Source organism: Microbispora sp. NPDC049125 (assembly GCF_040802045.1).
Lineage (GTDB): Bacteria > Actinomycetota > Actinomycetes > Streptosporangiales > Streptosporangiaceae > Microbispora.
In genome coordinates this window covers 1-23,765 of the sequence record NZ_JBEZDW010000055.1, presented here as the reverse complement: position 1 = coordinate 23,765, position 23,765 = coordinate 1, and the positions used below count along the sequence as shown (strand labels likewise).

The following is a 23,765-nucleotide window of genomic DNA, read 5'->3' as shown; positions in this document are numbered from 1 at the left end:
AGCCCCCGGGCGAGGACAGTACGGCCATGGATGAGATGGGATGAGGTGGCTGTCGAGCGCGCCGCGCGCGGGTGTCAGGGGCGGGTCTTGGCCAGCAGCTCGATGATCTCGGCTGTGGTGCCGCTCTCGCCGAGGCGGGGGAAGATCCACTCGACGCTGTTGCGGTGGGCGTCCGGGTTGAGGTCGGTCATGGCGTCGGTCGCCAGCGTGACGTGGTAGCCGTGCTCGTAGGCGGCCCGCGCGGTGGACTCCACGCCGATGCTGGTCGCGACACCGCCCAGCACGATCTGCGTGACACCGCGGCGGCGCAGCTGCAGGTCCAGGTCGGTGCCGTAGAAGGCGCCCCAGTTGCGCTTGGTCACGGTGATGTCCCCGGGGTGGCCCCCCAGGTCGTCGACGATGACGTCCCAGCCCTCCGGCCGGCCGCCGGCCCGGCCCGGGGACTCGGTGCGTCCCGGCGTGGCGTCCGCTCCGTCGGCCGCGATGCTGACCCGCACGAGGACGACCGGGGCGCCGTGCGCGCGGAAGGCGCCGGCCAGTTCGGCCGCGCGGACCACCACCTCGGAGCCCGTGTACGGCGTGGTGGGAGCGGACATGACGCCGTTCTGCAGGTCGATGAGAACGAGCGCCGTGCGTGCGTCGAGCGTGCTGACAGCCATGAGTGTGCCTTTCGTGGTGCGGATCGCCTCGGAGCCGTCCAGCGCGCGGCGCGCTGAGCGGGCGAAGCGGGTGTCACGGGTGGGTGAGTCTGTCCAGCAGCGCCATGGCCTCGATGACGGTCTGGCGCTCCGCCTCCGTGAAGTGGTCATGCAGGGCCCGGGTGAGCCATTCCTCACTCACCCGCCGGCGGTCGTCGAAGAACTCCCGGCCGGCCTCGCTGAGTGAGATCAGCTGCCGGCGACCGTCGCCAGGGTCGGGGCGGCGCTGGACCAGCCCGCGCTGGTCGAGCACCGCCAGCGTGGCCGCCATCGACTGCGGACGGACCCGCTCGGCCGCCGCCAGGTCGCTGGCCGAGGCGGGCCCCTCCTTGCCCAGCCTGCTGAGCACGGATGTCTGGCTGGGAGTGAGGTCACGGGTGTCGTAGGCCTCTCTCAGCCGGCGGCGCAGCCGGCTGAACACCACCCGCAGGTCACGGGCCGCGCGGGCGGCCGACTCGGAGATGCCCTCGGCGTCTGCGTCCACCATGTCACCCTAGAACCAACAGTCTGAACTGTCCAGTTTGGACTGTCGATGCCCGCAGGCCCGTAGGCATGCCGAGGACTCCCTTGTCAGAAGGCCCTGCCGAACATCTGGCCGGCCATCCGGAGCGAGTGGCCGACGGCGTCGAAGCCACGCGGCAGCATGACGCGTTCGTACGCGGCGACCGCGTCGATCAGCGATTTCTCGCCGCGTGCGGCGGAAAGCAGCTCGCCGGCCAGCGTGGCGGAGTCCTGCAGAGCGGTGTTCGCGCCGGCGCCGCCGGTCGGCGGCATGAGATGGACGGCGTCACCGAGCAGCGTGACCGGGCCGGACTTCCACGCCTCGACGGGCTCAGCGGCCTGGATTCTGATCGGGAAGAACGTGCCGGCGTCGGCGTGCGCGAAGAGCTCCCGGAGCGCCGGATGCCAGTCCGCGACGAGCTCGGCCGAGATCTTCCACAGCTTCTCCGGGTCCAGCGTGAACAGCTCCTCATCGGGGATCGCCAGCCGCTTGGAAGTTGCGACGAGGGTGGTCATCAGGTAGTCCGACGCGCCTTCGGGCCGGGACCGGAACCGTACCGGCCCGAAAGCGGCACCGCACCCGTCGTCGTCGGCGACCCAGCAGAATCCCCGGTCGAAGTCGTCCGGGATGAGAGCGCCGGTGGCTTCGTTGATCGTCATTCGGCCGTAGACGCATCGGAGACCGAGGTCTCTGACGGTCGCGTGCGGAAGCAACTGGCGGCGTACCGCCGAGCGGACGCCGTCCGCGCCGACGAGCAGATCACCCACGTCGCCGCCGCCCTCGGCGAACTCCACCCGCACCCTGCCGGAATCGGTGATCTGGTAGCCGGACAGCGTCCGCCCGAAGTGGACGACATCGCTCAGACCAGTGAGAAGCCCATCCCGGAACGCGTTCCGGTCCACGTGGGTGATCACGTCGTCGGGGGTTCCCGGGAAGGTCTGCGCCATCACCTGCTCCAGTCGGTGGGTGTACGCGGCCACGAGATCGCTGTTGGCCCCGCTGGCACGACGTACCAGGTCGAGCACCCGCGCCGGCAAGCAGGTCCTCAGCGCGGCGTTGCCGTTGAGGTCGATGTGGATGCGGTAGCCCTGGTTTCGGATCTCCGGCGACGGGTCTCGCTCGTATAAGGCGACGTCAAGCCCGCCTTGGCGGAGCGCCTGCGCGAGTGCCAGCCCGCCGACGCCGCCGCCGGCGATGAGAATCCGTGTTTCGTCCGCCATCGCGTCGTCCTTCCTGGTCGGAATCGCGCCGTGGAGCCGGCGCCCTTCCCATGGTCAACCGACCGCTCAACCGTGTCAAACATTTGCTTGATAAAACCATGCAGCTGTTTGAGCTTGCTCGTTGCATGTACAATCCGCGGGTGCCGTCCAAACCTCGCAGGTCACCGAAGCCACATGAGCGGCAACGCGACCCCGACCACACCCGCAAGCTGATTCTCGACGCGGCGGCGGCCGAGTTCAGCGCGCATGGTTACGTGGGCGCCAGGATCAGGGCGATCGCGGCCAGGGCGGGCGTCAACCAGCAGCTGATCTCCTACTATTTCGACGGCAAAGAGGGCCTCTACCAGGCCATGTCGCAACAGTGGCAGCAGCGGCAGCGCGAGCTGGTGCCGCCGGGCACACCATTGCCCGAGCAGCTGCGCCGTTATGCCCTGGAGGTGTTGCACAACCCGGAGGGGCCCCGCTTGCTGGCCTGGAGCGGGCTGCAGTACACCGGGCCGGACGACGATCCCGACCGCGCCTCCCGCACCCGGCAACTCGCCGATAGCGTCGACGAGCTGCGCGCGGTGCAGGAGTCCGGCCGGCTTCCGGCCGAGGTGGACCCGGCCTGCCTGCTCGTCATGCTGATGGCCGCCGCCATGGCGACCACCACGCTGCCGCAGGTCATCGAAGGCGTCTGCGGCACGGACCCCAAATCCGCCGGGTTCGTGGAACACTTCGCCGATCAGGTGGCCGTCCTCGCCCGGCTCATCGGGCTCGAACCAGCCTGACACAGCAGCTGCGCACGACCGATCCCGGCGCCGTGGCGTCCTCCGCCCTCAGACCGGAGGCGCGGCCTTGGCCGCGATGACGACGGTGGCGTTCAGTTCCTCGGAGGCGGCCAGCCGGGGGAGCAGCCCGTCGCGGCCGACGACCTCCATGGCCTGGCCCGCCTGGCGCTCACTGGTCTCGAACAGCAGGCAGCCTCCCGGCGCCAGCCACAGCGGCGCCGCGGCGGAGACCCGCCGCAGGACGTCGAGGCCGTCCGCGCCGCCGTCGAGCGCCACCCGCGCCTCGTGCAGGCGGGCCTCGGAGGGGAGAAGCTCGATCTCCCCGGTCGGCACGTACGGCACGTTGGCGAGCAGGACGTCCACGCGGCCCCGAAGCGTCGCGGGCAGCGGCTCGTACAGGTCGCCTTCGTACACCCGGCCACCGGCGGCGGCGAGGTTGCGGCGGGCACACTCCGCAGCGGCGGGATCGATGTCGGAGGCGTGTACCTCCACCTGGTCCCGGGCCTCGGCCAGCGCGGCGCCAAGCGCGCCGGAACCGCAGCACAGGTCGACGACGACGGCTCGCGGCCGGACGAGCGCGGCGGCCTGACGGACGAGGAACTCGGTGCGCCGGCGGGGCACGAAGACTCCCGGCGCCACGGATATCCGCAGACCGCAGAACTCCGCCCAGCCCAGCACGTGCTCAAGAGGGAAGCCGGAGACCCGCCGGTCCACCATGGCGGCGGTCTCGGCCGGGGTACGGGCCGTGGAGGTGATCAGCTCGGCCTCGTCCTCGGCGAAGACGCAGCCGGCGGCACGGAGCCTGGTGACGATGGCGGAGAGCGGGAGGGACGAGGGAGAAACCGACATTGGGGAGCCTTTCGGAATGCCGATGGGCGCTCCCTCAGAGCCCTGCGTCAGGGCACCACGATACGGAGGGGGAGCACCCGGCCTGTTCTGGCGGTAACGGGGCTCACCTCCTCGGTCGGTCCATCGCTGGAGGTGGAAAGACTACCGGGTCCGCCTCTCGTGGACGGACCGGGCCCGGCTGCACGGGCGCGCGGACGAAAGCTTGCCCTTATATAAGCAACACGTGATATTTTCACCTGACGGCCGTCCGGCCGGGATCGAGCGAAGTGGAGCGAGAACGTGATCGACGTCATCGAGCAGGTAAGCGCCGTACGACGGCAGGTCGGCAGCCGGGTCCTCGAGGCGGGGGAGGCCCGCGTCGTCACCGTGAGCCAGGCGTACGACATCTCAGTGGACGAGCTCTGGGACGCCGTCACCGACCCGGCCCGGATCTCCCGGTGGTTCCTGCCGGTCTCGGGTGACCTGCGCCTCCACGGCAGGTACCAGCTCGAGGGCAACGCCGGCGGCACCATCGAGCGCTGCGACCCTCCGAAGGGCTACGCGGCGACCTGGGAGTTCGGCGGAGAGGTGAGCTGGATCGAGGTCCGCCTCACGGCCGAGCCGGACGGGCGGGCGCGGTTCCTGCTGGAGCACGTCGCCCACGTGGACGACGAGCGGTGGGCCCAGTTCGGCCCGGGAGCGGTCGGCGTCGGCTGGGACATGGGCCTGCTCGGCCTCTCCCAGCACCTGACGCCCGGGCAGGGGCTCGAATCCGCGGACGGCGCGGCGTGGGCCGCCTCCGAGGAGGGCAGGCGGTTCATGACGCTCAGCAACGAGCGGTGGCGCGAGGCGAGCGTGGCCTCAGGCACCGACCCGGCGCAGGCCCAGGCCGCCGCCGACCGCACGATCGCCGCCTACACCGGCGTCCCCGAGGAGCCGGCCCAGCCGTGACGTCGGCGTCGGCGCCGGCCTCGGCGTCGGCGTCGGCGTCGCAAGGACGCTACACGCCGCTGATCGCCTTGCCGGATCGCAGCGTCTGCGTGTGGGGTTCACGACATCGTTCGCCCCATTCGCGGTGAGAGAAAGGTGAGGGCGACGGGCGGCCTCGGCCATGCGTGGTGCCGATCAGTCGAGGACGAGCTCGTACTCGACCTGTTGGAGCGGGTTGCCGTCCCCGAAGTCGTGTCCGCGGACGGCACCCGACTCGGTGAAACCGCTCTTGGCGTAGAAGCGGCGGGACTGAGGCGTGTCACGCAGCGTCCACAGATGCACCCCGCCGAAGCCGTCCTCGCGCAGCCTGCGCAGGGAGGCGGCCATCAGGACGTTCGCGCCGCCGGTGCCCCACCCGTCGGGGTGACTGTAGAAACCGAAGATCTCCGCCCAGCCCGGCCTCGTCGGCGAGGAGCCGAAGTAGGAGAAGGTCAGCGGCCGTCCGGCCAGCGCGGCCAGCAGGATGGTGTCCTGCCGCTTGCCGAGCACGTCATGCCACTTCCCGCGCCGCTGCCGCACCGCTTCGGCGAAGAACGCCGGGTCGAAGAAGCCGGCGTAGGCAGCTTCCCAGGACTCCGCGTGGATCTCCCCGAGCGTGTCCCCATCGCCCAAAGAGGCTTCAAATAGTACAAAGCTGTCTTTCACGACAGCACCCTACTGGGATGCCGCCGTGTCAGGGACGAACCTCTTCAGCGCCTGCTTGCCGAACTCCACCGCGGCGTTCCCACGTTCGAGCAGGTCGTCCTGGTACGCGCCCAGTACCGAAATCAGCTCCCGCTCGCCCCGGTCGACCTCGGCCAGCGACGCGCACAACCGCGCGGCGTCCTGCATCGCGGTGTTGGCTCCGTTCCCGCCGCTGGCCAGCGTCAGGTGCGCGGCGTCGCCGAGCAGCGTGACCCGGCCGACCGGCCAGGACGGCATCGGCCGGTCGTAGACCTTGGACCGGCCGACGGCGCTCATGTCGGCGGAGCGCACCAGATCCCGCAGGTCGGGATGCCAGCCGTCGATGAGGTCCAGCACGAGCTCGCGCGCGTCGTCCCGGGCACGCCCGGGGTCGGTCGCCGCCGGGTGCTCCGGCGGCACCAGCAGCACCCACCGCACGTAGCTGTCGCGGTACGGCATGTCCAGCCCGGGGGCGATCTCGGCGGCGGCCTCGGAGGGCTCCCTGCCGAACTGCATGCGTCCCAGCATCAGCGTGATCCCGGGGCCCTTCACCATCGTGCCGCGCCCGGGAACCAGCCGCAGGAAACGGTCGGTGACGGGGGTGCGCCCCATCGCCCCGCACAGGTCCGAGTCGACCAGCCCGACCTCGGGCGCCAGGTTCCGCCGCACCACGGAGTTTCCGCCGTCGGCGCCGACCAGCACCTGACCGGTGGCCCGCGTGCCGTCGGCGAAGCGCGCGGTCACGGTCCCCTCGGCGTCCTGGGTGAGACCGGCCAGCCGCTTGGCGTACGCGACCCGGTCTCCCAGGTCGCCGAGCAGGATCCGCCGCAGCACCTGCCGGTCCACCGCCCTCGCCTCTGCCGGCGGCCCCTCCAGGTCGCGGCTCAGCACCGTGAGCTGCTCGTCGAACAGCAGTCCCGGCCCGGTCAGACTCCCGCTGGTGACCTCGACCAGCCGGTGGAGCCGCGGCGGCAGGCTCGCGCGCAACACCTCCATCGCCGGGGGCGCCAGCCCGATCCGGTATCCCTGAGATCGCTCGCCTGGGCCGTCGTCGGCTTCGTAGACGCGCACGTCGACACCCGCGCGGACGAGCCCGTGCGCGAGCGTCAGCCCGCCGAGCCCCGCCCCGACGACCAGCACTCTTCCCACCGTCATTTCCATCCTCCACACCCACGTGAACGACGTTCACGTGTACATTGTTCACGTACGAGGGGATGGACTGTCAACCCCCGGCTGGGAGGAGAAATCGGTGGGGCAGCGGCGCGCTCAAGTGCTCCAGGCGGCAATCGAGTTGCTCGACGAGGTCGGCCTCGACGGTCTCACCATGCGACTCCTGGCCGGCCGCCTCGGGGTGCAGGCGGGCGCCCTCTACCGGCACTACCCCAGCAAGCAGGCCCTGCTGGACGCCATGGTCGAGCATCTGGTCGCCCCGCCGGCCGCCGTCCCGCTGCCCGCCGGGCCCTGGGACGAGCTGCTGCGCGGCGTCGCGATCGGCGTGCGCGAGGTCATGCTGGCCCACCGCGACGGCGCGCGCCTGTTGTCCACGTTCCAGCGCCCGAGTGACGAGGCCGTCGCCACCTTCCACGGCCTCGCCGCCGCCCTGTCCGCCGCGGGCGCTCCCGCGGACACGGCCATCGTCGCCGTGGACACCGTCCTCGCCTACGTCAACGGCTACACGACCGAGGAACAGGCCCGCAAAGCCGGCACCGACGCCTGGCCGAGGGAGCTCCGCGACCGCGCCTTCCGCGACGGCCTGGAGCTGATCATCACGGGCATCAGAGCGAGTCTGTCCTGAATCGGCGACCCGTGGTCCAAGGGCGTAAGGGGCGATCCGCTACTCGCAGGTCTTCGTGGCGGGAGTGCAGACCTTGACCTCGGGGAAGCGTGGCGACGCCTGGTCCAGCAGGGGCTGGCGTTCGCCACGCAGATGCAGGTCGAAGAAGGCCCGGACGTACGTACGGCCGATCTCCACGGAGCGGGCCGGGGACGAGCCACCCACGGTGCCGAGACCGAGCGGGCCCGCCAGGACCGCCACGTCGGTGAAGGACTGGTGCTCCCCGCCGGGCACGAGGAGCCAGCGTTTCCAGCCGGTCAGCAGCTTCCAGTCGCGGTCCCACGAGTTGTCCCGCCCGCCGGGCGGGTGGCCCGCCGAGCCGAGGAACAGGAACGGCCGCGACAGCCCGCGCTTGGGGATCCGGGCGTAGGTGGTGCCGTCGATGTCGATCCCGGCGCGTACCCGGGAGTCCTTCACCATTGCCGCCAGGGCGGCGGCCCCGCCGATCGACTGGCCGGCCATCCCGATCTTCGACGGGTCGATCAGGGAGGAGCCCTCCCACTTGGCGTGCGGCCCGGTGAGCCGGTCGAGGACGAAGGAGACGTCGGCCGCGCGGACCGTGACATCCTTGGTTCCGAAGCCGGGGTCGGAGTCGCTGTCGCACGCGACGCATTCGGCGATCCGCCCGTCGGGGAAGGTCGTCGCGTAGTTCTCATATGCATGGTCGACGCCGGCCACCACATACCCTCGGCTGGCCAGCTCCTCGGCCAGGGATGTGAGTGTGGTGCGGGGCATGGTGAACCCGGGGGAGAGCACCACCAGGGGCAGAGTGTCCTTGCGCCCCGCCGGTTTCGCGTCGCTGAACGCGTTGGTGCGTGTTCTGCTCAGCAGGTCGTACGGCGCGCCGGTCACCCTCTTGCCCTTCAGGAGCAGCTCCGACTCCTTCGCGGTCATGTACGGGGCGCGCTGCTCCCCGGCCGCCCGCGCCGGATACCACAGGGTGACCATGAGCTCCCTGGCCTTCGCCTCGGGCACCCATGGGTCGGGGCGGGAGGTGTCCTTCAGATACAGGGTGGTGGTGCCGACCGGGTGGGGCCCGGTGGGCGGAGGCATGACCGCGGGGCCGGTGGGTGTGACCGACGGGGCGGCCATGGATCGGGGAGGGGCCGGCGCGGCGCAGGCGGCCGCGGCGAGGACGACCAGCCCGGCGGCGGCCGCCAGGCCGCCACGCAGAACCGGCCTCGGTCTGAAGGCATGACTCATGAAACGGTCCGTCCTTTCGGGGGGACGACCTGATGACAGGGGAGTACGCGGCAGGTTTGGGCGGCGGTGTCACTTGTGCAGCAGGGTCAGGGCCTTGGCCAGGGCGGGGTCGCGCCCGGTGGCGGCGTCCCGCGGGGTCGGCGGCACGTAGAAGTCGGGTGCCACACCCACCCGGTCGATCACCTCGCGGTTGGGGGCCAGATGATGCTGGGACGGGAACCCCAGGAGGGTGTTGTCGCTGAGGAGGTACGGCTGCGCGGGCCCCGAGACGACGCCCGCGGTCCGCGTTCCGATCAGCCGGCCGAGACCAAGGTCCTTGACGGCGGAGCTGAAGTGCTCGCACGCGGAGGCGCAGCCGCGGTCGGTGAGCACTGTCAGCGGCAGGTTGAGCAGCGCCACCGTGTCGTCGGTCCGCATGGTCTCGCACGTGCCGTCCACGGCGCACTGGTACGCGGTGACCTTGCCGTGGGCGAACGCGCCCAGCAGCCGGTTGGCCTCGTCGGGGCTGCCGCCGCCGTTGCCGCGCAGGTCGAGCACGAGGCCGGTGAGCGTCCGGCCGGATCGCAACCGGGAGATTTCCTTGAAGACCCGGTCGGCGGCGTCGGGCGCGAAGCCGCCCAGCTTCACGTAGGCGATGTCGTCCTTCAGCAATTTGGATGTCACGAGCTGCGTGGTGGCGGGATCAGGCTGGTAGAGGCCGGGCTTCAGCGTCACGGTGCGGTGGCGGCCGGTGTCCGGCCGCAGCACCCGGAGCCGCACCGGGCCGGCTTCCGGATAGCGCGGGTAGAGCGCGGCGACCGCGGCCGCGATGACGGCTTCGCCGATGAAGGGCGCCGATCCGTTGATCGACTCGATGACGTCGCCGGGGCGCAGCCCGGCGGCCTTCGCCGGTCCGCCCGCGACCACGGTCACGAACAGCGGGGCCAGGGCGGTCCCGGGGTTGCCGGCCACCTGGGGGCCGGCGTTGGCCCGCAGGCCCAGGCCGTATTGGTCGCCGTCGTAGTAGTCGGGCGGCCGCTGTTCGCCGTGCTGCCAGCGGGCGTGGTTGTCGCCCAGACTGTCCACGATGGCCTGCAAAGTGGCGGCGGCCAGCTTCTTCCGCAGGCCGGCGTCGTCCGGCAGCTGATCGGTGACGCGCCGGTAGACCTTCTCGAACGCGGCCCAGTCGGCTTTCCTGTCGCCGGTCAGCGCCGGCATGGTGGCGTCGGGCAGGTCGTGCCCGTCGCGGATGAGCTCCTGGGTGAAGGCGACGAATCCCGCGCCGAGCAGGGTGCGCGCGTCCAGCGTGGCTCCGCTGTAGTACTCGGCGAGGATGCAGAAGTAGGCCTGCTCGACGACGTCGATCGTGGTGGGGGTCTCCGGCGCGGGGTTGCCCCGGGGCCGGTCGCACACGGCCGGCCCACCGGTGGCCGTCGCGCCGGGCAGGGTGCGCGGCGGCGTGCTCGCCGTGCAGGCCGCCGCGAGGAGCACGGCGAGACCGGCCGTCACGGTTTTGACGGTCTTGGCGGTCATGACACGCGCCTGCGGATCCACCGGAAGCAGAGCCCCGCAAGACCGAGGGTGAGCAGGGCGTAGAGGCCCGTCTCGACCCACTGGAAGGGCCAGAAACGCTCGAAGGGCTGGTAGGTCGCCCGCTGCCGGTAGCCCAGCCGGTTGATCTCGACGAGGCACGGGTCGAGGTCGCCCCCTGCCGGCTGCGCTCCTTGTGGCCGCCTCTCCGGCGGTGCGCAGGGTCCGGAGGATGTGGACACGGCGATGGGGAGAGGGCCGCCGTCCCCGGTGATGGGCCCCGACGGGCCGATGAGCGTGCTGGACAGGAGCCAGGCGCCCGTGTGGCCGGGGATCGCCGGCTCCAGGGTCAGGCTCATGGATCCGCCGTCGCGCGGCATGTGGAACCCGTCGACGTTGTCATGGCCGAGCTCGAAGGTCGAGGTGACCGGGGGCAGCAGGTGGGGCCGCACCACCAGCGGCACGACGACCTGCACCACCGCGAAGACGGCCAGGGTGACGGCCATGGCGGTCAGCGTGCGGCGGACCATCATCCCCACGGTCACGCCGAGGACGAGGGCGAAGGCCGCGTACGCCATGGGGACGATTCCCCGGGCGCCGAACACCAGCGGATCCAGCAGCCCGAAGCCCGGGGCGGCGGATCTGTCCAGAGGGCCCGCCCACCAGGTCACCGCGAGGCTGCACAACCCGGCGGCGGCCACGGCCGCCAGGCCGGTGAGACCGAGTTTGACGGCCAGCCAGCGGGTGCGGGTGATGCTCTGGTTCCACACCAGCAGGTGCGTGCCGGCCTCCAGCTCGCGGGCGATCAGCGGCGCTCCCCAGAAGAGCCCGAACAGGGCCGGCAGGACCAGCACGATGAGGGTGACGATCAGGAAAGGGCCCTGCTTGTCGTCGAAGAACCGGTCGAAGAACCCCGCGCAGCCGCCCGCGGCGGTGGCGCATTCGGCGATCCCGGAGGAGTAGTCGGATGCGAGATCCGGGCCGGTGAGAGCCAGGAGGACGGCGAGCAGAACGAGTGCGGCGGCCGCCATCGTGGCCGCCCCGCGAAACTGCCGCCAGGTCAGCCAGATCATCGCTGCACCTCCAGTGCGACCGGCCGGACGGCGGCGGGCTTCTCCATGTAGGCCAGGACGAGGTCTTCCAGGCTGAGCCGGCTGACCGTCCAGGCGGGGTCGTGGATCGGTGCGTCGGTGCGTACGACGAAGGTGCTCTGCCGCTCGGTGTGGCTGGCGGACACCACGTGCTGGTCGGCGGGCAGGCGGCCGGGATCGCGGCGCGGCCCGGTGAGCCGGTGATGGGTGGCCAGCAACTCCTCGACCTCCCCGGCGACCCGGACACGCGAGTCGACCAGCACGATCAGGTAGTCACACGTCCGTTCGAGGTCGGCGACCAGGTGGGAGGAGAGCACAACGCTGAGCTCGTGCTCGGCGGTCGCCTCCATCAGGCCCTGCAGGAACTCGCGGCGGGCCAGCGGGTCGAGCGCGGCGACCGGCTCGTCCAGGATCAGCAGCTCGGGCCGCTTGGCCAGGCCCAGGGTGAGGGCGAGCTGGGCCCGCTGGCCGCCCGACAGCTTCCCCGCCCGGCGGCCGGGGTCGAGATCGAGCCGTTCGACCCGTTCCCGTGCCAGCGCGGCGTCCCAGCCGGGGTTGAGCCGGGCTCCCAGCCGCAGGTGGTCGGCGACGCTCAGCCCGGTGTAGACGGGAGTGTCCTGGGCGACGAAACCGACCTTGGCCAGCTGCGCCGGGCTGGCGGCGGGACGGCCGCCGAGCACGGTGATGGCGCCTGCCGTCGGCGCGAGCTGGCCGCCGGCCAGCTTCAGCAGCGTGGTCTTGCCGGCTCCGTTGGGGCCCACCAACCCCACGACGTGCCCGGCCGGGATGTCGATGGTGCAGTCTCTCAGCGCCCATCGCCTGCCGTACCTCTTGCCCAGCTCGTGGGCCCGCAGGACGTCGGTCATGAGGTTCCTTCCGCAGCTCTCATGACCAAGGTGCGGTGCTTGCGCTCGGTCACGCTATGTCCTCCTGTGCGGCGGTCCGAAACGTCGTCATGAACAGGGCCTCGATGCTCTCCTCGTCGAGGCCGGCCAGGCGGGCCTTGGCGAGCCAGCGCTGCAGCTCCCTGCGCAACGGGGCGTGGGCGGCCAGGGAGGCGTCGGTCAGCGTCTTCGTCACGAACGTCCCGACCCCCGGCCGGGCGGCCACCAGGCCCTCGTGTTCGAGCTCGCGGTAGGCCTTGAGGACCGTGTTGGGGTTGATCGCCAGCCGAGCGACCACGTCCTTGACGGTCGGAAGCTGGTCGCCCTCACGCAGCAAACCCAGCCGCAGCGCTTGCCGCACCTGCTGGACCAGCTGCAGGTACGGCGAGACACCGGACCGGCCGTCCAGATGGAACTCGATCACAGTTCCTCCATTTATCTAGTCTCATAGCACTTTAGGGGGATGGATGTTAAGAAGCCATAAGGACCGCCGTGTCACGCGGGCAGACTTGGGGGCTTGGCGGTCGCTGGAGTTCCTGCGCGCTGTGGGCGCGGATGCTCTAAATCTGTCGGTGATGCCGGCCGAGCGGCGCCGGTTTCTGGCCACGGCCGGCCGCCGGTTGACCGCGCAGGCGCTGCAACGGCGCGATCCACAGCGCGCTACCCGATCCTGCTGACCTTGCTGGCGCAGTCGTCGACCGAGGCGCTCGATGAGGTGGTGCAGTCGGTCGACCAGGCCGTTTCCGCGCGGGAGAGCAAGGCTGAGCGCACCATGCGCGACGCGCTGGCCGAGCGTGGCAGATCGGGCGAGGACCGGCAGTCTCTCCTGGACGACCTGCTGACGATCATCACCGATCCAGCTGTACCCGACGATCAGGCCGGTGGGCTGATCCGTGGCGGGCGGGTCGGGTGGCCGCGTCTGCGGTCGGCGATGGCGCAGGTCACCTCCAGGCTGCCGCGCGATCACGGGCGGCTGGCCGCCTTGAAGGGCTCGTATGGGTGTCTGCTACCTGGAGACGGCGGCCACCGGCGGCGATTTTCGGCACTACGGGGAGTTGTGCCGGCCTGCGCAGCGGGGATGTGTTCGTGCCGGGCTCGCACCGGTATGGCGACCCGGCGGCTTACCTGCTGACGCCGCGGCAGTGGGCCTTGCAGCGGGCGGAGTTCTGCCGGCTGGCCGGCAAGCCCGTCCAGGCCGCCGGTGGCCCAAACCGAGGCCGAGCGGGAGCTGGGGGGACTGGAGGAGGTCGTGGCCGCCGGGGACGGCCCAGTGCGCCTGGACGAGGCCGACCCACACCCATGTGACCGATCGGCACACCACCTACGGCACGAAGATCGCGACGAACCGTGAGGCCCACTACGTGCTGGACGAGACCTTGGGAACGCCACCCCGACACCCACGGGGTGACGCCGGTCGTCTTCGCGTTGTTCGACCTGCTGGGGTTACAGCTGTCGCCCCGCACCCGCGACGTGGGCAAGATCGCTCTGTACGGGGCATGGCCACGGGGACGGGCCGAGGCCGACTACCCGTCGTCTTGTGAAAGGCCCGTCACTATCTCTGCTCCGGAGTCAGAACGTGTCGGGTCCGGTCCCCGATCCAGGCCGCTTCGAGGATCGCGGTCAGGCTGGCGCTGTCGGTCGGGCCTGGATGGTTCTGGATCAAGCGGGTGACGCCGGTGGCCATCTCCGCGAAGCGCGGGAGGTCGGCGCGTGCCACGCCGATGTCCGCCAAGGTGGTAGGGATGCCGATGTCGGCAAGGAGCCCGTCGAGCCAGGTGAGGAACGTATCTGCGGCCTCGGCATCCGAGGCGTCGGTCACGTCGAGCCCGCACACCCTGGCGAGGATGGCCAACCGGTCGCCGATGGCATCCCTGGCCGCGTCCAGCGCGTAGGGCAGCAGCAGCCCGACGCCCAGGCCGTGCGGCGTGTGGGTGGCTGCGCCGATAGGGTACTGGAGGGCGTGCGGAGCCGCGTTGCCTGCGTGGGAGAATGCGATCCCGGCCAGCATGGACCCATAGGACATGTCCGCGCGCGCGTCCTTGTCGCCTCCGTCCCTGACGACATGGGGCAAGCTGCGGGCGATCCGCTCCGCGGCCAGGAGCGCGTAGTGATCGGTGATCGGGTTGCGGCCGAGGAAGACCTGCTCCACCGGGTCGCGCGGTCCGTGGGCCCGGGGTCGCGCGGTGAAGCTCTCCACCGCGTGGCAAAACGCGTCGATGCCGGAGTGGGCGGTGACGCTCGCAGGGCAGGTGTAGGTCAGCTCGGGGTCGACGATGGCGAAGTCGGGCACGATGTGGACGCTGGAGACCCCCACCTTCAGCTCGCGGTCCGGGTCGGTCAACACCGAGACGGGCGTGACCTCGGAGCCGGTGCCTGACGTCGTCGGGACCGCGACGAGAGGAAACGTCGGCCCCGGCACCTTCGACTCGCCGTAGAAGTCGCGCGGCGTCCCACCGTGGCGCCGGATGACGCCGACGATTTTGGCGAGGTCGATCACCGTGCCACCCCCGATGGCGAGGATCACGTCGGCGTCCACCTCCTCGGCGACCGAGACGGCCAGGGCGACATCGGTGAGTGGCACGTCCGGAGTCGCGTCGGCGAACACCCCGACGACTGCGACCTTCTCCCGCACGGCGGCCACGATCTCGGCCACGCCCGGCTGCGCCAGAAGAACCCGGTCGGTCACGATGAGGACTCGCGAGCCGCACTCGGCCACCACTCGTGGGATGTTCTGCGCGACCCCTTCGCCCACTATCAGCTGGCGCGGCCCGCGGACGGTCTCAAGCATGTCAGTGCCTCTCTGGAACGTCGGCGGTGATTTGCTGGGCGGACGTCCAGGTCACCTGCGAGACCGGGACGGCGTCGGCAAGGTTGGCTGCCGGGTGGCGCAGGCGCGCGCCGGGCTCCCGGACTCGGTCGTGCCCGCCGGCCCTCGGGTACATGGCCCCGGTCCCGTCCCACGGGCGGAGGCCGGTCAGGTCATGTGTGCACAGGGCGCGGTGATCCTCGGCGGGCACCCGGAGCCGCAGGCCGGTCACGGTAGGTCGATCGCCGCGTAGGTGACGTCGAGGTACTCAAGGATGCCCTCGTGCGACCCCTCCTTGCCGATCCCGGACTGCTTCACGCCTCCGAACGGAGCTGACGGGTCCGAGATCAGACCACGGTTGACGCCGACCATCCCCGTCTCCAGCCCCTCGGTGAACCGGAGCGCCCGCTGGAGATCACGGGTGAAGACGTATCCGACCAGGCCGTGCTCGGTGTCGTTGGCCTTCGCCATCACCTCGTCGTCGGACGTGAACGAGATGATCGGCGCCACCGGGCCGAAGATTTCCTCCTCCAGGATCTGCGCGTCTTCGGGCACGTCGACGAGGACCGTAGGCGGGTAGAAGTGGCCCGGCCCATCCGGACGCCCGCCGCCCACCAAGACACGGGCGCCGCGATCGACCGCGTCGGCGACGAGCTCGTCGATCTTGGTGACCGAGGCCTCGTCGATCAACGCCCCGACGTCCACGCCGTCGTCGAGACCATGGCCCACCGAGAGCGCGCCCATCCGCTCGGCGAAGCGCGCCGTGAACTCCTCGCGCACCGGCTCCTCGACGTAGATTCGGTTGGCCGCGATGCAGGACTCCCCGATGTTGCGCATCTTGGCCACCATGGCACCGTCGACCGCGACGTCCAGGTCCGCGTCGGCACACACGATCAAGGCCGCGTTGCCGCCCAGTTCCATGGAGGTGCGCAGCACGTTGTCCGCCGCCTGTCGTAGCAGCACGCGCCCGACCTCGGTCGACCCGGTGAACGAAAGCTTGCGGGTCCGGCGGTCGGCCAGCAGTGCTGAGACCACCTCGCCGGAACGCTTGGTCGTCACGACGTTGACGACGCCCGGGGGAACGCCGACCTCCTCCATGATGCGGGCCAGGAACAGCATGGTGAGTGGCGTCTGGGCCGCCGGCTTGGTGATCGTCGTGCAGCCCGCCGCCAGCGCAGGAGCGATCTTGCGGGCACCCATGGCCAACGGAAAGTTCCAGGGCGTCACGAAGACGCACGGTCCGACCGGCTTCGGCACGGTGAGGACGCGGTATCCACCAGCGGGAGCGGTGTTGTAGCGCCCCTCGACGCGCACCGCCTCCTCGGCGAACCAACGGAAGAACTCGGCGCCGTAGGCCACCTCTCCCCGAGCCTCGGCGAGCGGCTTGCCCATCTCGAGCGTTATCAACCGGGCGACCTCCTCGGATCGCTCGGTCAGTGCCCGGTACGTCGCGGTCAGCAACTCTGACCGTTTGCGCGGCGGGGTCGCCGCCCACTCCGCCATCGCCTTGCTCGCCGCGTCCAGAGCGGCGAGCCCGTCAACGACGCCGGCGTCCGCCACCTCGGCGATGGTCTTGCCGGTGGCCGGGTCCTCGACGACAAAGGTGGCTCCGCCGGCGGCGTCGCGCCAGGCGTCGCCGATCCGGAGTCGCCGGTGCTCGGGGGCCAGGACGTTCATCGGGTCACTCATCGCGTCGCCTCCTGTGATGTTCTTGGTGATGTCCAGCGTGACCTCAGCGATCGCGCCACGCGCGTTGACGAGCGGGTCACACGACCTCGTCGGGGCCGAGGTTGCCGAGCGGGTCGAACGTGGCCTTGGCCCTGGCTGCAGGGCGACGCTCCGCGCCACCGATCGCCTTGCCGGGCCATGGTCGCTTCAGCGTCGTCAGGCCGTGCTCACCGGTGACGGTCCGCCGGGGCTCGATCACCACGTGCGGGCGCATGCCGACGTCGCCGCCCTGCGCGGTTACCTCCCGGCCTCGGACAGCGCCAGCCCGGTGCCCGCATCGAACAGGTGCGCACGGTCCAGGTCGACCGTGACATGCAGCCGCTCGCCCGGCGTACCGGTGACGGTGGGCCGTGCCTTGACCTTGAGGATCTCCGTCCCCACGCGGACGTCGACCACCGTTCTGTCACCGAGCGGCTCAAGGCCGTAGAGCTCACCCGGCAACGACGCGTCCCCACGCTGCTCGACGGACAGGTCCTCCGCGCGCAGGCCGAGCAGCAGCGGACGACCGTCCTCAGCCGTGGTCCAGCGGGGCCGCGGCAGCGTCCAGCCTTCCGCCCCGACCAGACGATCTCCCTCGGCGTGGCAGGCGAGCAGGCTGATCGGCGGGCTCCCGACGAAGCCTGCGACCCACTGGTTGGCCGGCCGCTCGTACACCTCGGCCGGCGTTCCGACCTGTTGCACCTTCCCCTCCTTGAGGACCGCGACCTGGTCGGCCATGGACAGGGCCTCGACCTGGTCGTTGGTCACGTAGACGAAGGTCGCTCCGAGGCTCCGGTGGATACGGGTGAGCTCGGTGCGCATCTCGACGCGGAGCTTGAGGTCGAGGTTCGTCAGCGGCTCGTCCATGAGAAACGCGCGCGGGCTACGGACCAGCGCCCGGGCCAGGGCGACACGCTGCATCTCACCGCCCGACAACTGCGCGGGACGACGCTGCAGCAGACGTTCGATGTGCAGCAGGCTCGACATCCGCTCGACGGCAGCGGCGATCTCGCTCGAAGAACAGCGGCGTGCCCGCAGCGGCGAAGCGATGTTCTCGTACGCCGTGCGTCGCGGGTAGAGGGCGTAGCTCTGGAAGACCATGGCCAGGTCGCGTGCGGCCGGGGCGTCACCGGTCGCGTCCCTCCCGTCCAGATGCACCGACCCGGCGTCAAGCTTCTCAAGGCCGGCGATCGCTCGCAGGGTCGTCGTCTTGCCTGCCCCGGAGGGCCCGAGCACGACGAAAAACGAGCCGTCCGGCACGTCCAGCGTCACCCCGTCCAGGGCCTGGACTTTGCCGAAGGACTTGCGCAGCCCGTGCACTGCCACGGTTCCCATCAGGCCACCAACTCTTCCGTGCTCACGTCGTAGACCGCCGGGGCCCCGCCGGTGTGCCGCAGCCCGACCGGTGCGTCAGCATCGAAACGGACAGTCGGTGGCATCCGAACCCGTACGTCGCGCTGGCCGTCGTGGTCGACCACGTAGATGATTTCGTCGCCCAGCCACTCCGCCGAGACCACGCGGGCCGGGACCGAACCTTCCGCCCCGGGTTCTGTGACTTCCAGCGCCTCCGGACGGACGCCCGCGACCAGGCGACGGTCGCGCGGCAGGCCTGGCGGTGGCGTGAGGACCAGTCCGCCCTGACTGCGCAGCTTCCCGTCGGCCACCTCCACCTCGATCAGGTTCATCGGCGGGGAGCCGATGAATGCGGCGCAGAAAAGACTCGCCGGACGGTCGTAGACCTCCAGCGGCGTGCCGATCTGCTCGACGCGGCCCTTGTTGAGGATGGCGATTCTGTGACCGAGCGACATCGCCTCGACCTGGTCGTGGGTGACGTAGACCATCGTCGTCCCCAGCTCCCCTTGCAGGTGCTTGATCTCCGTGCGCATGTCCGCCCTCAGCTCCGCGTCCAGATTGGTGAGGGGTTCGTCCATGAGGAATGCGCGCGGTCGTCGCACCAGGGCGCGAGCAAGCGCGACGCGCTGCTGCTCCCCGCCGGACAGCCGGTGCGGTCGCCGGTCCAGGAGCGGACCAAGCCGCATCAGCCGGGCGGCCTCGTCGACCCGCTCCTGCACCTCCGCCTTGGGCAGTCCCTCGGCCCGCAATGGGAACGCCAGGTTGTCGCGGGTTCTCAGATGCGGGTAGAGAGCGTAGAACTGGAACACCATGGCGATGTCGCGCTCGGCGGGCGGCAGGTCGTTGACCAGCGTGTCGCCGATGCGGATGTCGCCCGACGTCTGCCTCTCCAGGCCGGCTATGGCCCGCAGCGTGGTCGTCTTGCCGCAACCCGAAGGGCCGAGCATCACGAACAGCTCGCCGTCGCCGATGGACAGGTCCACCTGCTCGACTGCGACCGTCCCGTCCGGGTAGCGCTTGTGCAGGGTGGTCACCTCGATGCCCGCCATCAGCGTCGCACCGCCCCGAGCGTCACACCGGCGACGAGGTGCTTGCGCACAAGGTAGGCGAAGACGAGCACCGGTAGGGCGAAGACCACGGAGGCGGCGGCCACGAGACCCCAGTCCACAGTGGTTCCACCGATGAGGCCGGCGATGGCGGGTGGGGCCGTCCGCACGCTGTCGCTGGAGGTAAGGAAGATGGCGAACACGAACTCGTTCCAGGAGAAGATGAGTGCGAAGACCGCCGTCGCGGCGATGCCGGGCAGGAGCAGGGGAAGGGTGAATTTCCAGAACGCCTGCAGGCGGGTGTAGCCGTCGAGCATGGCGGCATCCTCGTACTCTGCGGGCACCTCGTCGACGAACCCCTTCATCATCCAGATCGTGAACGGGACGTTGAACGCGGTGTAGATGAGGATCAGGCCGAGCTTGTTGTCGATGAGTCCGAGCTGGCGGTACATGAGGAAGATCGGGATCACGACCACCACGGGCGGCATGAAGCGGGTGGACAGGATGAAGAACAGTTGGTCCTTCTTGGCCTTCACGGAGAAGCGTGAGTAGGCCCAGGCCGCCGGGACGCCCAGCACGGTGGCCAGCGCCGTGGAGACCCCGGCGACCACGACGGAGTTGAGGAACGAGACGGACAAGGCCGAGCGACCGCCGCCGGAGCCGGCGAACACGTCCTTGAAATGGTCCAGTGTGACCTTGAAGTCGAAGAACTTGGCCGGGATGGCGTAGACGTCCCGGTTCTCCTTGATGGACGTCTCGATCATCCACAGCACCGGGAAGAGCATCACGACGGCCAGCACGGTCAGCAGCGCGACCTCCAGCACGGAGCGGCCCCGGCCGCCACGGCGCCGCGTGGGGGGTGTGTGATCCCGGCCAGGACCTGCGGACACGGCCTCGTCGACGGAGACGGCCATCAGTCCTCCTTGAGCTTGTTCAAGTAGCGCAGGTAGAGCTGCGTGAGGACGAGGACGATGAGGACCATGAGGATCCCGTACGCCGAGGCGGTTCCGGTGTTGAAGCCCAGGAACGCGACCTTGTAGACGTGGAACGACAACGTCTCGGTGGAGACCCCCGGACCTCCGCTGGTGAGGATGTAGACGAGGTCGAACAGCCGGAAGGCCTCGATGGCCCTGAACAACACGGCGATGAGGAGCAGCGGCCACACCAGCGGAAGAGTGATGGTGCGGAACCGGAACCACTCGGACGCCCGGTCGATCGAGGCGGCCTCGTACAGGTACTTGGGGACCGCGGTAAGGCCCGCGAGTGCGATGAGCATGATGAACGGCGTCCACTGCCAGGTGTCGACCACGATCAGGGAAAGCAACGCCGTTCCCTGCTGGGTGAGCCACTCCACCTGCCCCAGGCCGAGCGAGCCGAGCATGCTGTTGATCACGCCGAACTGCGCGTCGAGCATGAACCGCCAGAACAGCCCGACCACGACCGGCGACAGCATCATCGGAACCAGGAACGCGGTGGTCAGCAGTCCCCGCCCGTGCGTGCGCCGTGAGATCAGGTACGCGATGGTGAAACCGAGCACGGTCTGCAGGGCGACCGCGCCGACCACGTAGATCAACGTCGTCAAGGCCCTCAGGTGGACCTGCGCCGACGTCAGGATGGCGGTGTAGTTCTCGAACCAAACGAAATGGGCGGGCCCCCCGCGGGTGGCCGAGTAGTCGGTGAAAGACAGGTACAACGCCCACAGCAACGGGAACACCGACATTGCGAGCAACAGCAGCAACGCGGGGGAGATGAAGGCCCCGGCGAGCAAGCGGTCGCTCAGGCGGCGGGACCGGCCCGGTGCGGGCGGCGTCGCGGACGCCTCCTGCACCGGGTGGTCGGTCGTCAGAGGGACGGGGTCACTCACAGTCCGCCGCCGCCCTTGCGGCCGCTGGAGTCGAGCACGGCCTGCTGCTGCTTGGCGATGTCGTCGAGCGCGTCCTTCGGCTTCTTCGCGCCGTTGAGAGCCGCGTTCACGTTGGTGTTCTCAATGTCGATGAGGCGCGCGTACTCGGGCACATTCCACATGTCCCGCATCCGCGAAACCGATTCGGTGTACACCTTGTTGAACGGCCCGGCGTTGAGGAACTCGGGCGACTCCAGAGCGTCCGTACGCGATGGCACGCCACCGGCGGCGGCCCACTTCTTCTGGATGTCGGCCCGCTCGAACCACTTCATGAAGTTCAGGGCCTCCGCCTGGTTCGCCTTCGGGGAGTAGGCCGACACGTGCATCCCCATGCCGCCGAGAGGCACCAGGTTCGTCTTCTGGCTCGGCAGGGGGGCGAACCCCAGCTTGTCGAGAATCTGCTCCCGCGTGGTGCCGAGCGTCGACTGCTTCGGGTCGAGCAGGCCGCCACTCGCGGCGATCCAGTTGAACGCGATGCACGCCTTGCCCTGGGCGACCGCCGCGTTCACCTCGTCGATGAACCAGTTGCCTGAGCCCTTGGCGGTCAGCGGCTTCATCTTGTTGACCAGGACGTCCATCGCCTCCTGGCCCGCGGCGTCGTTGACGACGCCGTCGATCTTGCGCGTCTTGGCGTCCCAGAGGTTGCCGCCGTAGACGCCGTTGACCGTGTTGTAGGTCACGGCCGCGGCGTCGGAGCCGTTGGCCTGGTGGAAAGCCAGCCCGCTGACGCCGGGGTGGTCCGCCTGGCACTTCTCGGCGACTGAGATCATCTCGTCCCAGGTCTGCGGTGGCTTGTCGCCGATCAGGTCCTTGCGGTAGATCATCGTCCAGGTGTCGCCGAGCAGCGGCAGTCCGTACAGGCTGGCGTTCTCGTCGCGCTTCCCGGTCTCCGCCTGGGGGTACTGGCCGTAGGCCGCCAGGAGGTACGGGTTGTAGGCCTTGACGTCGATGTTCTTCTTGACGAAGTCGGTGATGTCGAGGATGTTGCCGTTGGTCACGGCCTCGCCGATGTGCTGCGAGTCCAGGATCGGGATGTCGAAGTCGGTCTTGCGCGCTGCGAACTGGGTGAACATCGCGTCGTGCCAGTTCGCGTTCGGCACGGTCTTGACCTTGATGGTCACGTTCGACCGTTCCTTGGTGTACTCCGCGTTCGCGAAAGCCTCCAGCGCGTGGGCGGGGGGCCAGTCGAACCAGATGAAGCTGAGGGTCAGCGGGTCCTTGGTGAGCTCCGGGATGGTCGCCGGCGCCTTGGGGGCGCCCCCCTGCGCGCTGTCGTCCTGGCCGCAGGCCGCCATGGTCGTGGCCACCAACATGGCCGCCGTCGCCAGCTGAACCGTTCGACGGGGAACGGACAGTGGTCCTGTTCGCCTTGGATGCCGCATCTTCTTGCCTGCTTTCTAGGTGGGGAGGTTCTGGAGCCCTGCTGCGTGGTTCGCCGAGCAGTTACTGGGGGGTGTTCAGGCGTGTTGCCGGCTGTCGCAGGGCTGACCCGCAGACCGGCGTCACGGGTACGCCGCGACGTAATGGGGCTTCAAGCAGTCAAGAAGTCCTTTGGTCCTTATCGGCCCGGGGGCGAACCGAGTAGGACGTCGAGCATGCTCATTGGAGCTCCAACTGATCGAAGCGGAGCGATGACGGGGGGGGTTTCGCGAGGGTGAAGGATGGCTGGCATCCGCCACCTTTCCTATACGATCCGGGTGGGGGCGTCAACATCCCGCAGCGTTGCGACCGAATTCAACAGGTTTCCGAAAACGTAAGAAAGGCCTCACGTCACGATGGACGACGAAGTGATGACCGCGCGGCGCCGTGGGGCCATGACGGGCGGAGCGCCGCCGCGAAGATCTCGCGGCCGGCTTGCCGACGAGGTGTACGACACGCTGCTCGGGCAGCTGATGTCGCTGCGGATCGAGCCTGGCTCCCGCGTCACGATCGACGTCCTGGCGCGAGAGCTGGGGGTCTCGCAGACGCCGATCCGAGACGCTCTGAACCGCATGGAGGCCGAGGGCCTGGTCGTGCGCGTACCCCATGCCGGCTATCGCATTCCCCCCCAGATCACCCGTCAGCGATTCGAGGACATGCTTGAGCTCCGCCTGCTCCTCGAGCCGGCGGCGGCGCGCAGATCCGCCGAACGCGCATCCCCGAAGCAGGTGGCCGGTCTGCGACGGATGCTGGAGGAGATGGCGGAGCTGGAGGGGGGCGAGGGGCCCATGGCCTATGGCGCCTTCGGGCTGCGCGACGCCGCTTTTCACGATCTCGTCGCCCTGAGCGCGGAGAACCAGGTCATCCGCGAAGCGCTCGCTCGCCTGCACACGCACGTGCACCTGTTCCGGCTTCTCCACGACACCCAGGTCACCTACTTGGCCATGGCAGAGCACGAAGAAGTTCTGGCCGCGGTCGCCGCGCGTGACCCCGAGGCCGCCGCCTACGCCATGCGCCGGCACATCCTGCTGTCCGGCGAGCGGTTCCGGCGATTGTTCGACGAGGTCAAGGGCGCTGACGGAATGGCGGTAAAGGCTTGACGGGCGGGCCGGGCCAAGGAATGCTAACCCAATCGGATCGGATTGGATCGGATCCACCTCACCCGCTCCAGATGCGAGGAGAAGCAGGTGCCCCGAGCACTGCTCCTGACCGGCGACGCCGCCGAGGAGCTCGACACCATGTACCCCTACTATCGCGTGCAGGAGGGCGGCTGGGACGTCGACGTCTCGTCACGGACGATGCGTGACGTTCAGCTGGTCATCCACGAGTTCGACCCCAA

26 protein-coding genes are annotated in these 23,765 nt (G+C 69.8%); 6 read left to right on the top strand and 20 right to left on the bottom strand.

Features of this window, described 5'->3' with window-relative positions:
- Positions 1-74: 74 nt before the first annotated feature.
- From AB0B72_RS37435 to AB0B72_RS37425, 3 genes are all read right to left on the bottom strand, one after another.
- Positions 75-659, bottom strand: a complete 585-nt coding sequence (locus AB0B72_RS37435) for a hydrolase (protein ID WP_367744317.1) — start codon at positions 657-659, stop codon at positions 75-77.
- 73 nt (positions 660-732) lie between these two features.
- Positions 733-1,185 carry a MarR family winged helix-turn-helix transcriptional regulator gene (locus tag AB0B72_RS37430; protein ID WP_367744315.1) on the bottom strand — a complete coding sequence of 151 codons (453 nt, stop codon included), beginning with the start codon at positions 1,183-1,185 and terminating at the stop codon, positions 733-735.
- Between the two features lie 83 nt (positions 1,186-1,268).
- On the bottom strand, positions 1,269-2,420 hold the full coding sequence (locus AB0B72_RS37425; RefSeq protein ID WP_367744314.1) for an FAD-dependent oxidoreductase: 1,152 nt from the start codon (positions 2,418-2,420) through the stop codon (positions 1,269-1,271).
- A 140-nt stretch (positions 2,421-2,560) separates the two neighbouring features.
- Between AB0B72_RS37425 and AB0B72_RS37420 the strand changes: the two genes are divergently transcribed.
- Positions 2,561-3,190: a TetR/AcrR family transcriptional regulator gene (locus tag AB0B72_RS37420; protein ID WP_367744312.1), complete on the top strand. Its 630-nt coding sequence runs from the start codon at positions 2,561-2,563 to the stop codon at positions 3,188-3,190.
- Between the two features lie 48 nt (positions 3,191-3,238).
- Here AB0B72_RS37420 and AB0B72_RS37415 read toward each other — a convergent pair whose 3' ends face one another.
- Positions 3,239-4,039, bottom strand: a complete 801-nt coding sequence (locus AB0B72_RS37415; protein WP_367744310.1) for a putative protein N(5)-glutamine methyltransferase — start codon at positions 4,037-4,039, stop codon at positions 3,239-3,241.
- Positions 4,040-4,318: 279 nt separating this feature from the next.
- On the opposite strand from AB0B72_RS37415, the gene AB0B72_RS37410 reads away from it, so the two are divergent.
- A complete protein-coding gene (locus AB0B72_RS37410) occupies positions 4,319-4,969 on the top strand; it encodes an SRPBCC family protein (RefSeq protein ID WP_367744309.1) in 651 nt (216 codons plus the stop codon).
- Between the two features lie 174 nt (positions 4,970-5,143).
- Here AB0B72_RS37410 and AB0B72_RS37405 read toward each other — a convergent pair whose 3' ends face one another.
- Together AB0B72_RS37405 and AB0B72_RS37400 are read right to left on the bottom strand one after the other, a co-directional pair.
- Entirely contained in the window at positions 5,144-5,620 is a 477-nt protein-coding gene (locus AB0B72_RS37405) for an N-acetyltransferase family protein (RefSeq protein WP_367744307.1), read from the bottom strand.
- A gap of 42 nt (positions 5,621-5,662) precedes the next feature.
- Positions 5,663-6,826, bottom strand: coding sequence for an FAD-dependent oxidoreductase (locus AB0B72_RS37400; protein ID WP_367744305.1), 1,164 nt, complete (start codon positions 6,824-6,826; stop codon positions 5,663-5,665).
- Between the two features lie 94 nt (positions 6,827-6,920).
- On the opposite strand from AB0B72_RS37400, the gene AB0B72_RS37395 reads away from it, so the two are divergent.
- Positions 6,921-7,466 (top strand): TetR/AcrR family transcriptional regulator C-terminal domain-containing protein, encoded by a 546-nt coding sequence (locus AB0B72_RS37395; RefSeq protein WP_367744303.1) that lies wholly within the window; start codon positions 6,921-6,923, stop codon positions 7,464-7,466.
- A 39-nt stretch (positions 7,467-7,505) separates the two neighbouring features.
- Here AB0B72_RS37395 and AB0B72_RS37390 read toward each other — a convergent pair whose 3' ends face one another.
- From AB0B72_RS37390 to AB0B72_RS37370, 5 genes are all read right to left on the bottom strand, one after another.
- Positions 7,506-8,708, bottom strand: coding sequence for an alpha/beta hydrolase family protein (locus AB0B72_RS37390; RefSeq protein ID WP_367744302.1), 1,203 nt, complete (start codon positions 8,706-8,708; stop codon positions 7,506-7,508).
- Between the two features lie 69 nt (positions 8,709-8,777).
- Entirely contained in the window at positions 8,778-10,220 is a 1,443-nt protein-coding gene (locus tag AB0B72_RS37385; RefSeq protein ID WP_367744301.1) for a S41 family peptidase, read from the bottom strand.
- Positions 10,217-11,290 (bottom strand): ABC transporter permease, encoded by a 1,074-nt coding sequence (locus tag AB0B72_RS37380; RefSeq protein WP_367744300.1) that lies wholly within the window; start codon positions 11,288-11,290, stop codon positions 10,217-10,219. Before AB0B72_RS37380 ends, AB0B72_RS37385 begins: the two co-directional genes overlap by 4 nt.
- Positions 11,287-12,174, bottom strand: a complete 888-nt coding sequence (locus AB0B72_RS37375; protein WP_367744298.1) for an ABC transporter ATP-binding protein — start codon at positions 12,172-12,174, stop codon at positions 11,287-11,289. Before AB0B72_RS37375 ends, AB0B72_RS37380 begins: the two co-directional genes overlap by 4 nt.
- Before the next feature lie 49 nt (positions 12,175-12,223).
- Complete coding sequence (locus tag AB0B72_RS37370) at positions 12,224-12,616, bottom strand: GntR family transcriptional regulator (protein ID WP_367744296.1); 393 nt, start codon at positions 12,614-12,616, stop codon at positions 12,224-12,226.
- Between the two features lie 255 nt (positions 12,617-12,871).
- Between AB0B72_RS37370 and AB0B72_RS37365 the strand changes: the two genes are divergently transcribed.
- The gene (locus tag AB0B72_RS37365; protein ID WP_367744294.1) at positions 12,872-13,324 is read left to right on the top strand and encodes a hypothetical protein; all 453 of its coding nucleotides are present in this window, start codon (positions 12,872-12,874) and stop codon (positions 13,322-13,324) included.
- A 215-nt stretch (positions 13,325-13,539) separates the two neighbouring features.
- Entirely contained in the window at positions 13,540-13,863 is a 324-nt protein-coding gene (locus tag AB0B72_RS37360) for a Tn3 family transposase (RefSeq protein WP_367744293.1), read from the top strand.
- On the opposite strand, the gene AB0B72_RS37355 is transcribed toward AB0B72_RS37360, so the two are convergent.
- From AB0B72_RS37355 to AB0B72_RS37315, 9 genes are all read right to left on the bottom strand, one after another.
- Positions 13,745-14,980 (bottom strand): iron-containing alcohol dehydrogenase, encoded by a 1,236-nt coding sequence (locus AB0B72_RS37355; RefSeq protein WP_367744291.1) that lies wholly within the window; start codon positions 14,978-14,980, stop codon positions 13,745-13,747. The two genes, AB0B72_RS37360 and AB0B72_RS37355, sit on opposite strands and share 119 nt — an antisense overlap.
- 1 nt (position 14,981) lies before the next feature.
- Complete coding sequence (locus AB0B72_RS37350; protein ID WP_367744290.1) at positions 14,982-15,230, bottom strand: hypothetical protein; 249 nt, start codon at positions 15,228-15,230, stop codon at positions 14,982-14,984.
- On the bottom strand, positions 15,227-16,687 hold the full coding sequence (locus AB0B72_RS37345; RefSeq protein ID WP_367744289.1) for an NAD-dependent succinate-semialdehyde dehydrogenase: 1,461 nt from the start codon (positions 16,685-16,687) through the stop codon (positions 15,227-15,229). Before AB0B72_RS37345 ends, AB0B72_RS37350 begins: the two co-directional genes overlap by 4 nt.
- Positions 16,688-16,763: 76 nt before the next feature.
- Positions 16,764-16,940: an FAD-linked oxidase C-terminal domain-containing protein gene (locus AB0B72_RS37340; protein WP_367744287.1), complete on the bottom strand. Its 177-nt coding sequence runs from the start codon at positions 16,938-16,940 to the stop codon at positions 16,764-16,766.
- A gap of 23 nt (positions 16,941-16,963) precedes the next feature.
- Positions 16,964-18,040 (bottom strand): ABC transporter ATP-binding protein, encoded by a 1,077-nt coding sequence (locus AB0B72_RS37335; RefSeq protein WP_367744286.1) that lies wholly within the window; start codon positions 18,038-18,040, stop codon positions 16,964-16,966.
- Positions 18,040-19,107 carry an ABC transporter ATP-binding protein gene (locus tag AB0B72_RS37330; protein WP_367744285.1) on the bottom strand — a complete coding sequence of 356 codons (1,068 nt, stop codon included), beginning with the start codon at positions 19,105-19,107 and terminating at the stop codon, positions 18,040-18,042. Before AB0B72_RS37330 ends, AB0B72_RS37335 begins: the two co-directional genes overlap by 1 nt.
- Positions 19,107-20,018 carry a carbohydrate ABC transporter permease gene (locus AB0B72_RS37325; RefSeq protein WP_367744284.1) on the bottom strand — a complete coding sequence of 304 codons (912 nt, stop codon included), beginning with the start codon at positions 20,016-20,018 and terminating at the stop codon, positions 19,107-19,109. Before AB0B72_RS37325 ends, AB0B72_RS37330 begins: the two co-directional genes overlap by 1 nt.
- A complete protein-coding gene (locus AB0B72_RS37320; RefSeq protein ID WP_367744283.1) occupies positions 20,018-20,968 on the bottom strand; it encodes a carbohydrate ABC transporter permease in 951 nt (316 codons plus the stop codon). Before AB0B72_RS37320 ends, AB0B72_RS37325 begins: the two co-directional genes overlap by 1 nt.
- Positions 20,965-22,314, bottom strand: coding sequence for an extracellular solute-binding protein (locus tag AB0B72_RS37315; RefSeq protein WP_367744281.1), 1,350 nt, complete (start codon positions 22,312-22,314; stop codon positions 20,965-20,967). The genes AB0B72_RS37320 and AB0B72_RS37315 overlap by 4 nt, the downstream gene beginning before the upstream one ends.
- Positions 22,315-22,782: 468 nt before the next feature.
- Between AB0B72_RS37315 and AB0B72_RS37310 the strand changes: the two genes are divergently transcribed.
- Positions 22,783-23,526 carry a GntR family transcriptional regulator gene (locus AB0B72_RS37310; RefSeq protein WP_367744280.1) on the top strand — a complete coding sequence of 248 codons (744 nt, stop codon included), beginning with the start codon at positions 22,783-22,785 and terminating at the stop codon, positions 23,524-23,526.
- Positions 23,527-23,765: the final 239 nt, after the last annotated feature.

What these genes read in the sequence shown, in the direction of transcription:
- AB0B72_RS37425 (WP_367744314.1), bottom strand. Translation starts at nt 2,420, where the DNA reads ATGGCGGACGAAACACGGATTCTCATCGCCGGCGGCGGCGTCGGCGGG.
- AB0B72_RS37330 (WP_367744285.1), bottom strand. Translation starts at nt 19,107, where the DNA reads ATGGCGGGCATCGAGGTGACCACCCTGCACAAGCGCTACCCGGACGGG.
- AB0B72_RS37375 (WP_367744298.1), bottom strand. Translation starts at nt 12,174, where the DNA reads ATGACCGACGTCCTGCGGGCCCACGAGCTGGGCAAGAGGTACGGCAGG.
- AB0B72_RS37390 (WP_367744302.1), bottom strand. Translation starts at nt 8,708, where the DNA reads ATGAGTCATGCCTTCAGACCGAGGCCGGTTCTGCGTGGCGGCCTGGCG.
- AB0B72_RS37345 (WP_367744289.1), bottom strand. Translation starts at nt 16,687, where the DNA reads ATGAGTGACCCGATGAACGTCCTGGCCCCCGAGCACCGGCGACTCCGG.
- AB0B72_RS37415 (WP_367744310.1), bottom strand. Translation starts at nt 4,039, where the DNA reads ATGTCGGTTTCTCCCTCGTCCCTCCCGCTCTCCGCCATCGTCACCAGG.
- AB0B72_RS37400 (WP_367744305.1), bottom strand. Translation starts at nt 6,826, where the DNA reads ATGACGGTGGGAAGAGTGCTGGTCGTCGGGGCGGGGCTCGGCGGGCTG.
- AB0B72_RS37380 (WP_367744300.1), bottom strand. Translation starts at nt 11,290, where the DNA reads ATGATCTGGCTGACCTGGCGGCAGTTTCGCGGGGCGGCCACGATGGCG.
- AB0B72_RS37335 (WP_367744286.1), bottom strand. Translation starts at nt 18,040, where the DNA reads ATGGGAACCGTGGCAGTGCACGGGCTGCGCAAGTCCTTCGGCAAAGTC.
- AB0B72_RS37385 (WP_367744301.1), bottom strand. Translation starts at nt 10,220, where the DNA reads ATGACCGCCAAGACCGTCAAAACCGTGACGGCCGGTCTCGCCGTGCTC.
- AB0B72_RS37355 (WP_367744291.1), bottom strand. Translation starts at nt 14,980, where the DNA reads ATGCTTGAGACCGTCCGCGGGCCGCGCCAGCTGATAGTGGGCGAAGGG.
- AB0B72_RS37325 (WP_367744284.1), bottom strand. Translation starts at nt 20,018, where the DNA reads ATGGCCGTCTCCGTCGACGAGGCCGTGTCCGCAGGTCCTGGCCGGGAT.
- AB0B72_RS37340 (WP_367744287.1), bottom strand. Translation starts at nt 16,940, where the DNA reads ATGCGCCCGCACGTGGTGATCGAGCCCCGGCGGACCGTCACCGGTGAG.
- AB0B72_RS37310 (WP_367744280.1), top strand. Translation starts at nt 22,783, where the DNA reads ATGGACGACGAAGTGATGACCGCGCGGCGCCGTGGGGCCATGACGGGC.
- AB0B72_RS37435 (WP_367744317.1), bottom strand. Translation starts at nt 659, where the DNA reads ATGGCTGTCAGCACGCTCGACGCACGCACGGCGCTCGTTCTCATCGAC.
- AB0B72_RS37430 (WP_367744315.1), bottom strand. Translation starts at nt 1,185, where the DNA reads ATGGTGGACGCAGACGCCGAGGGCATCTCCGAGTCGGCCGCCCGCGCG.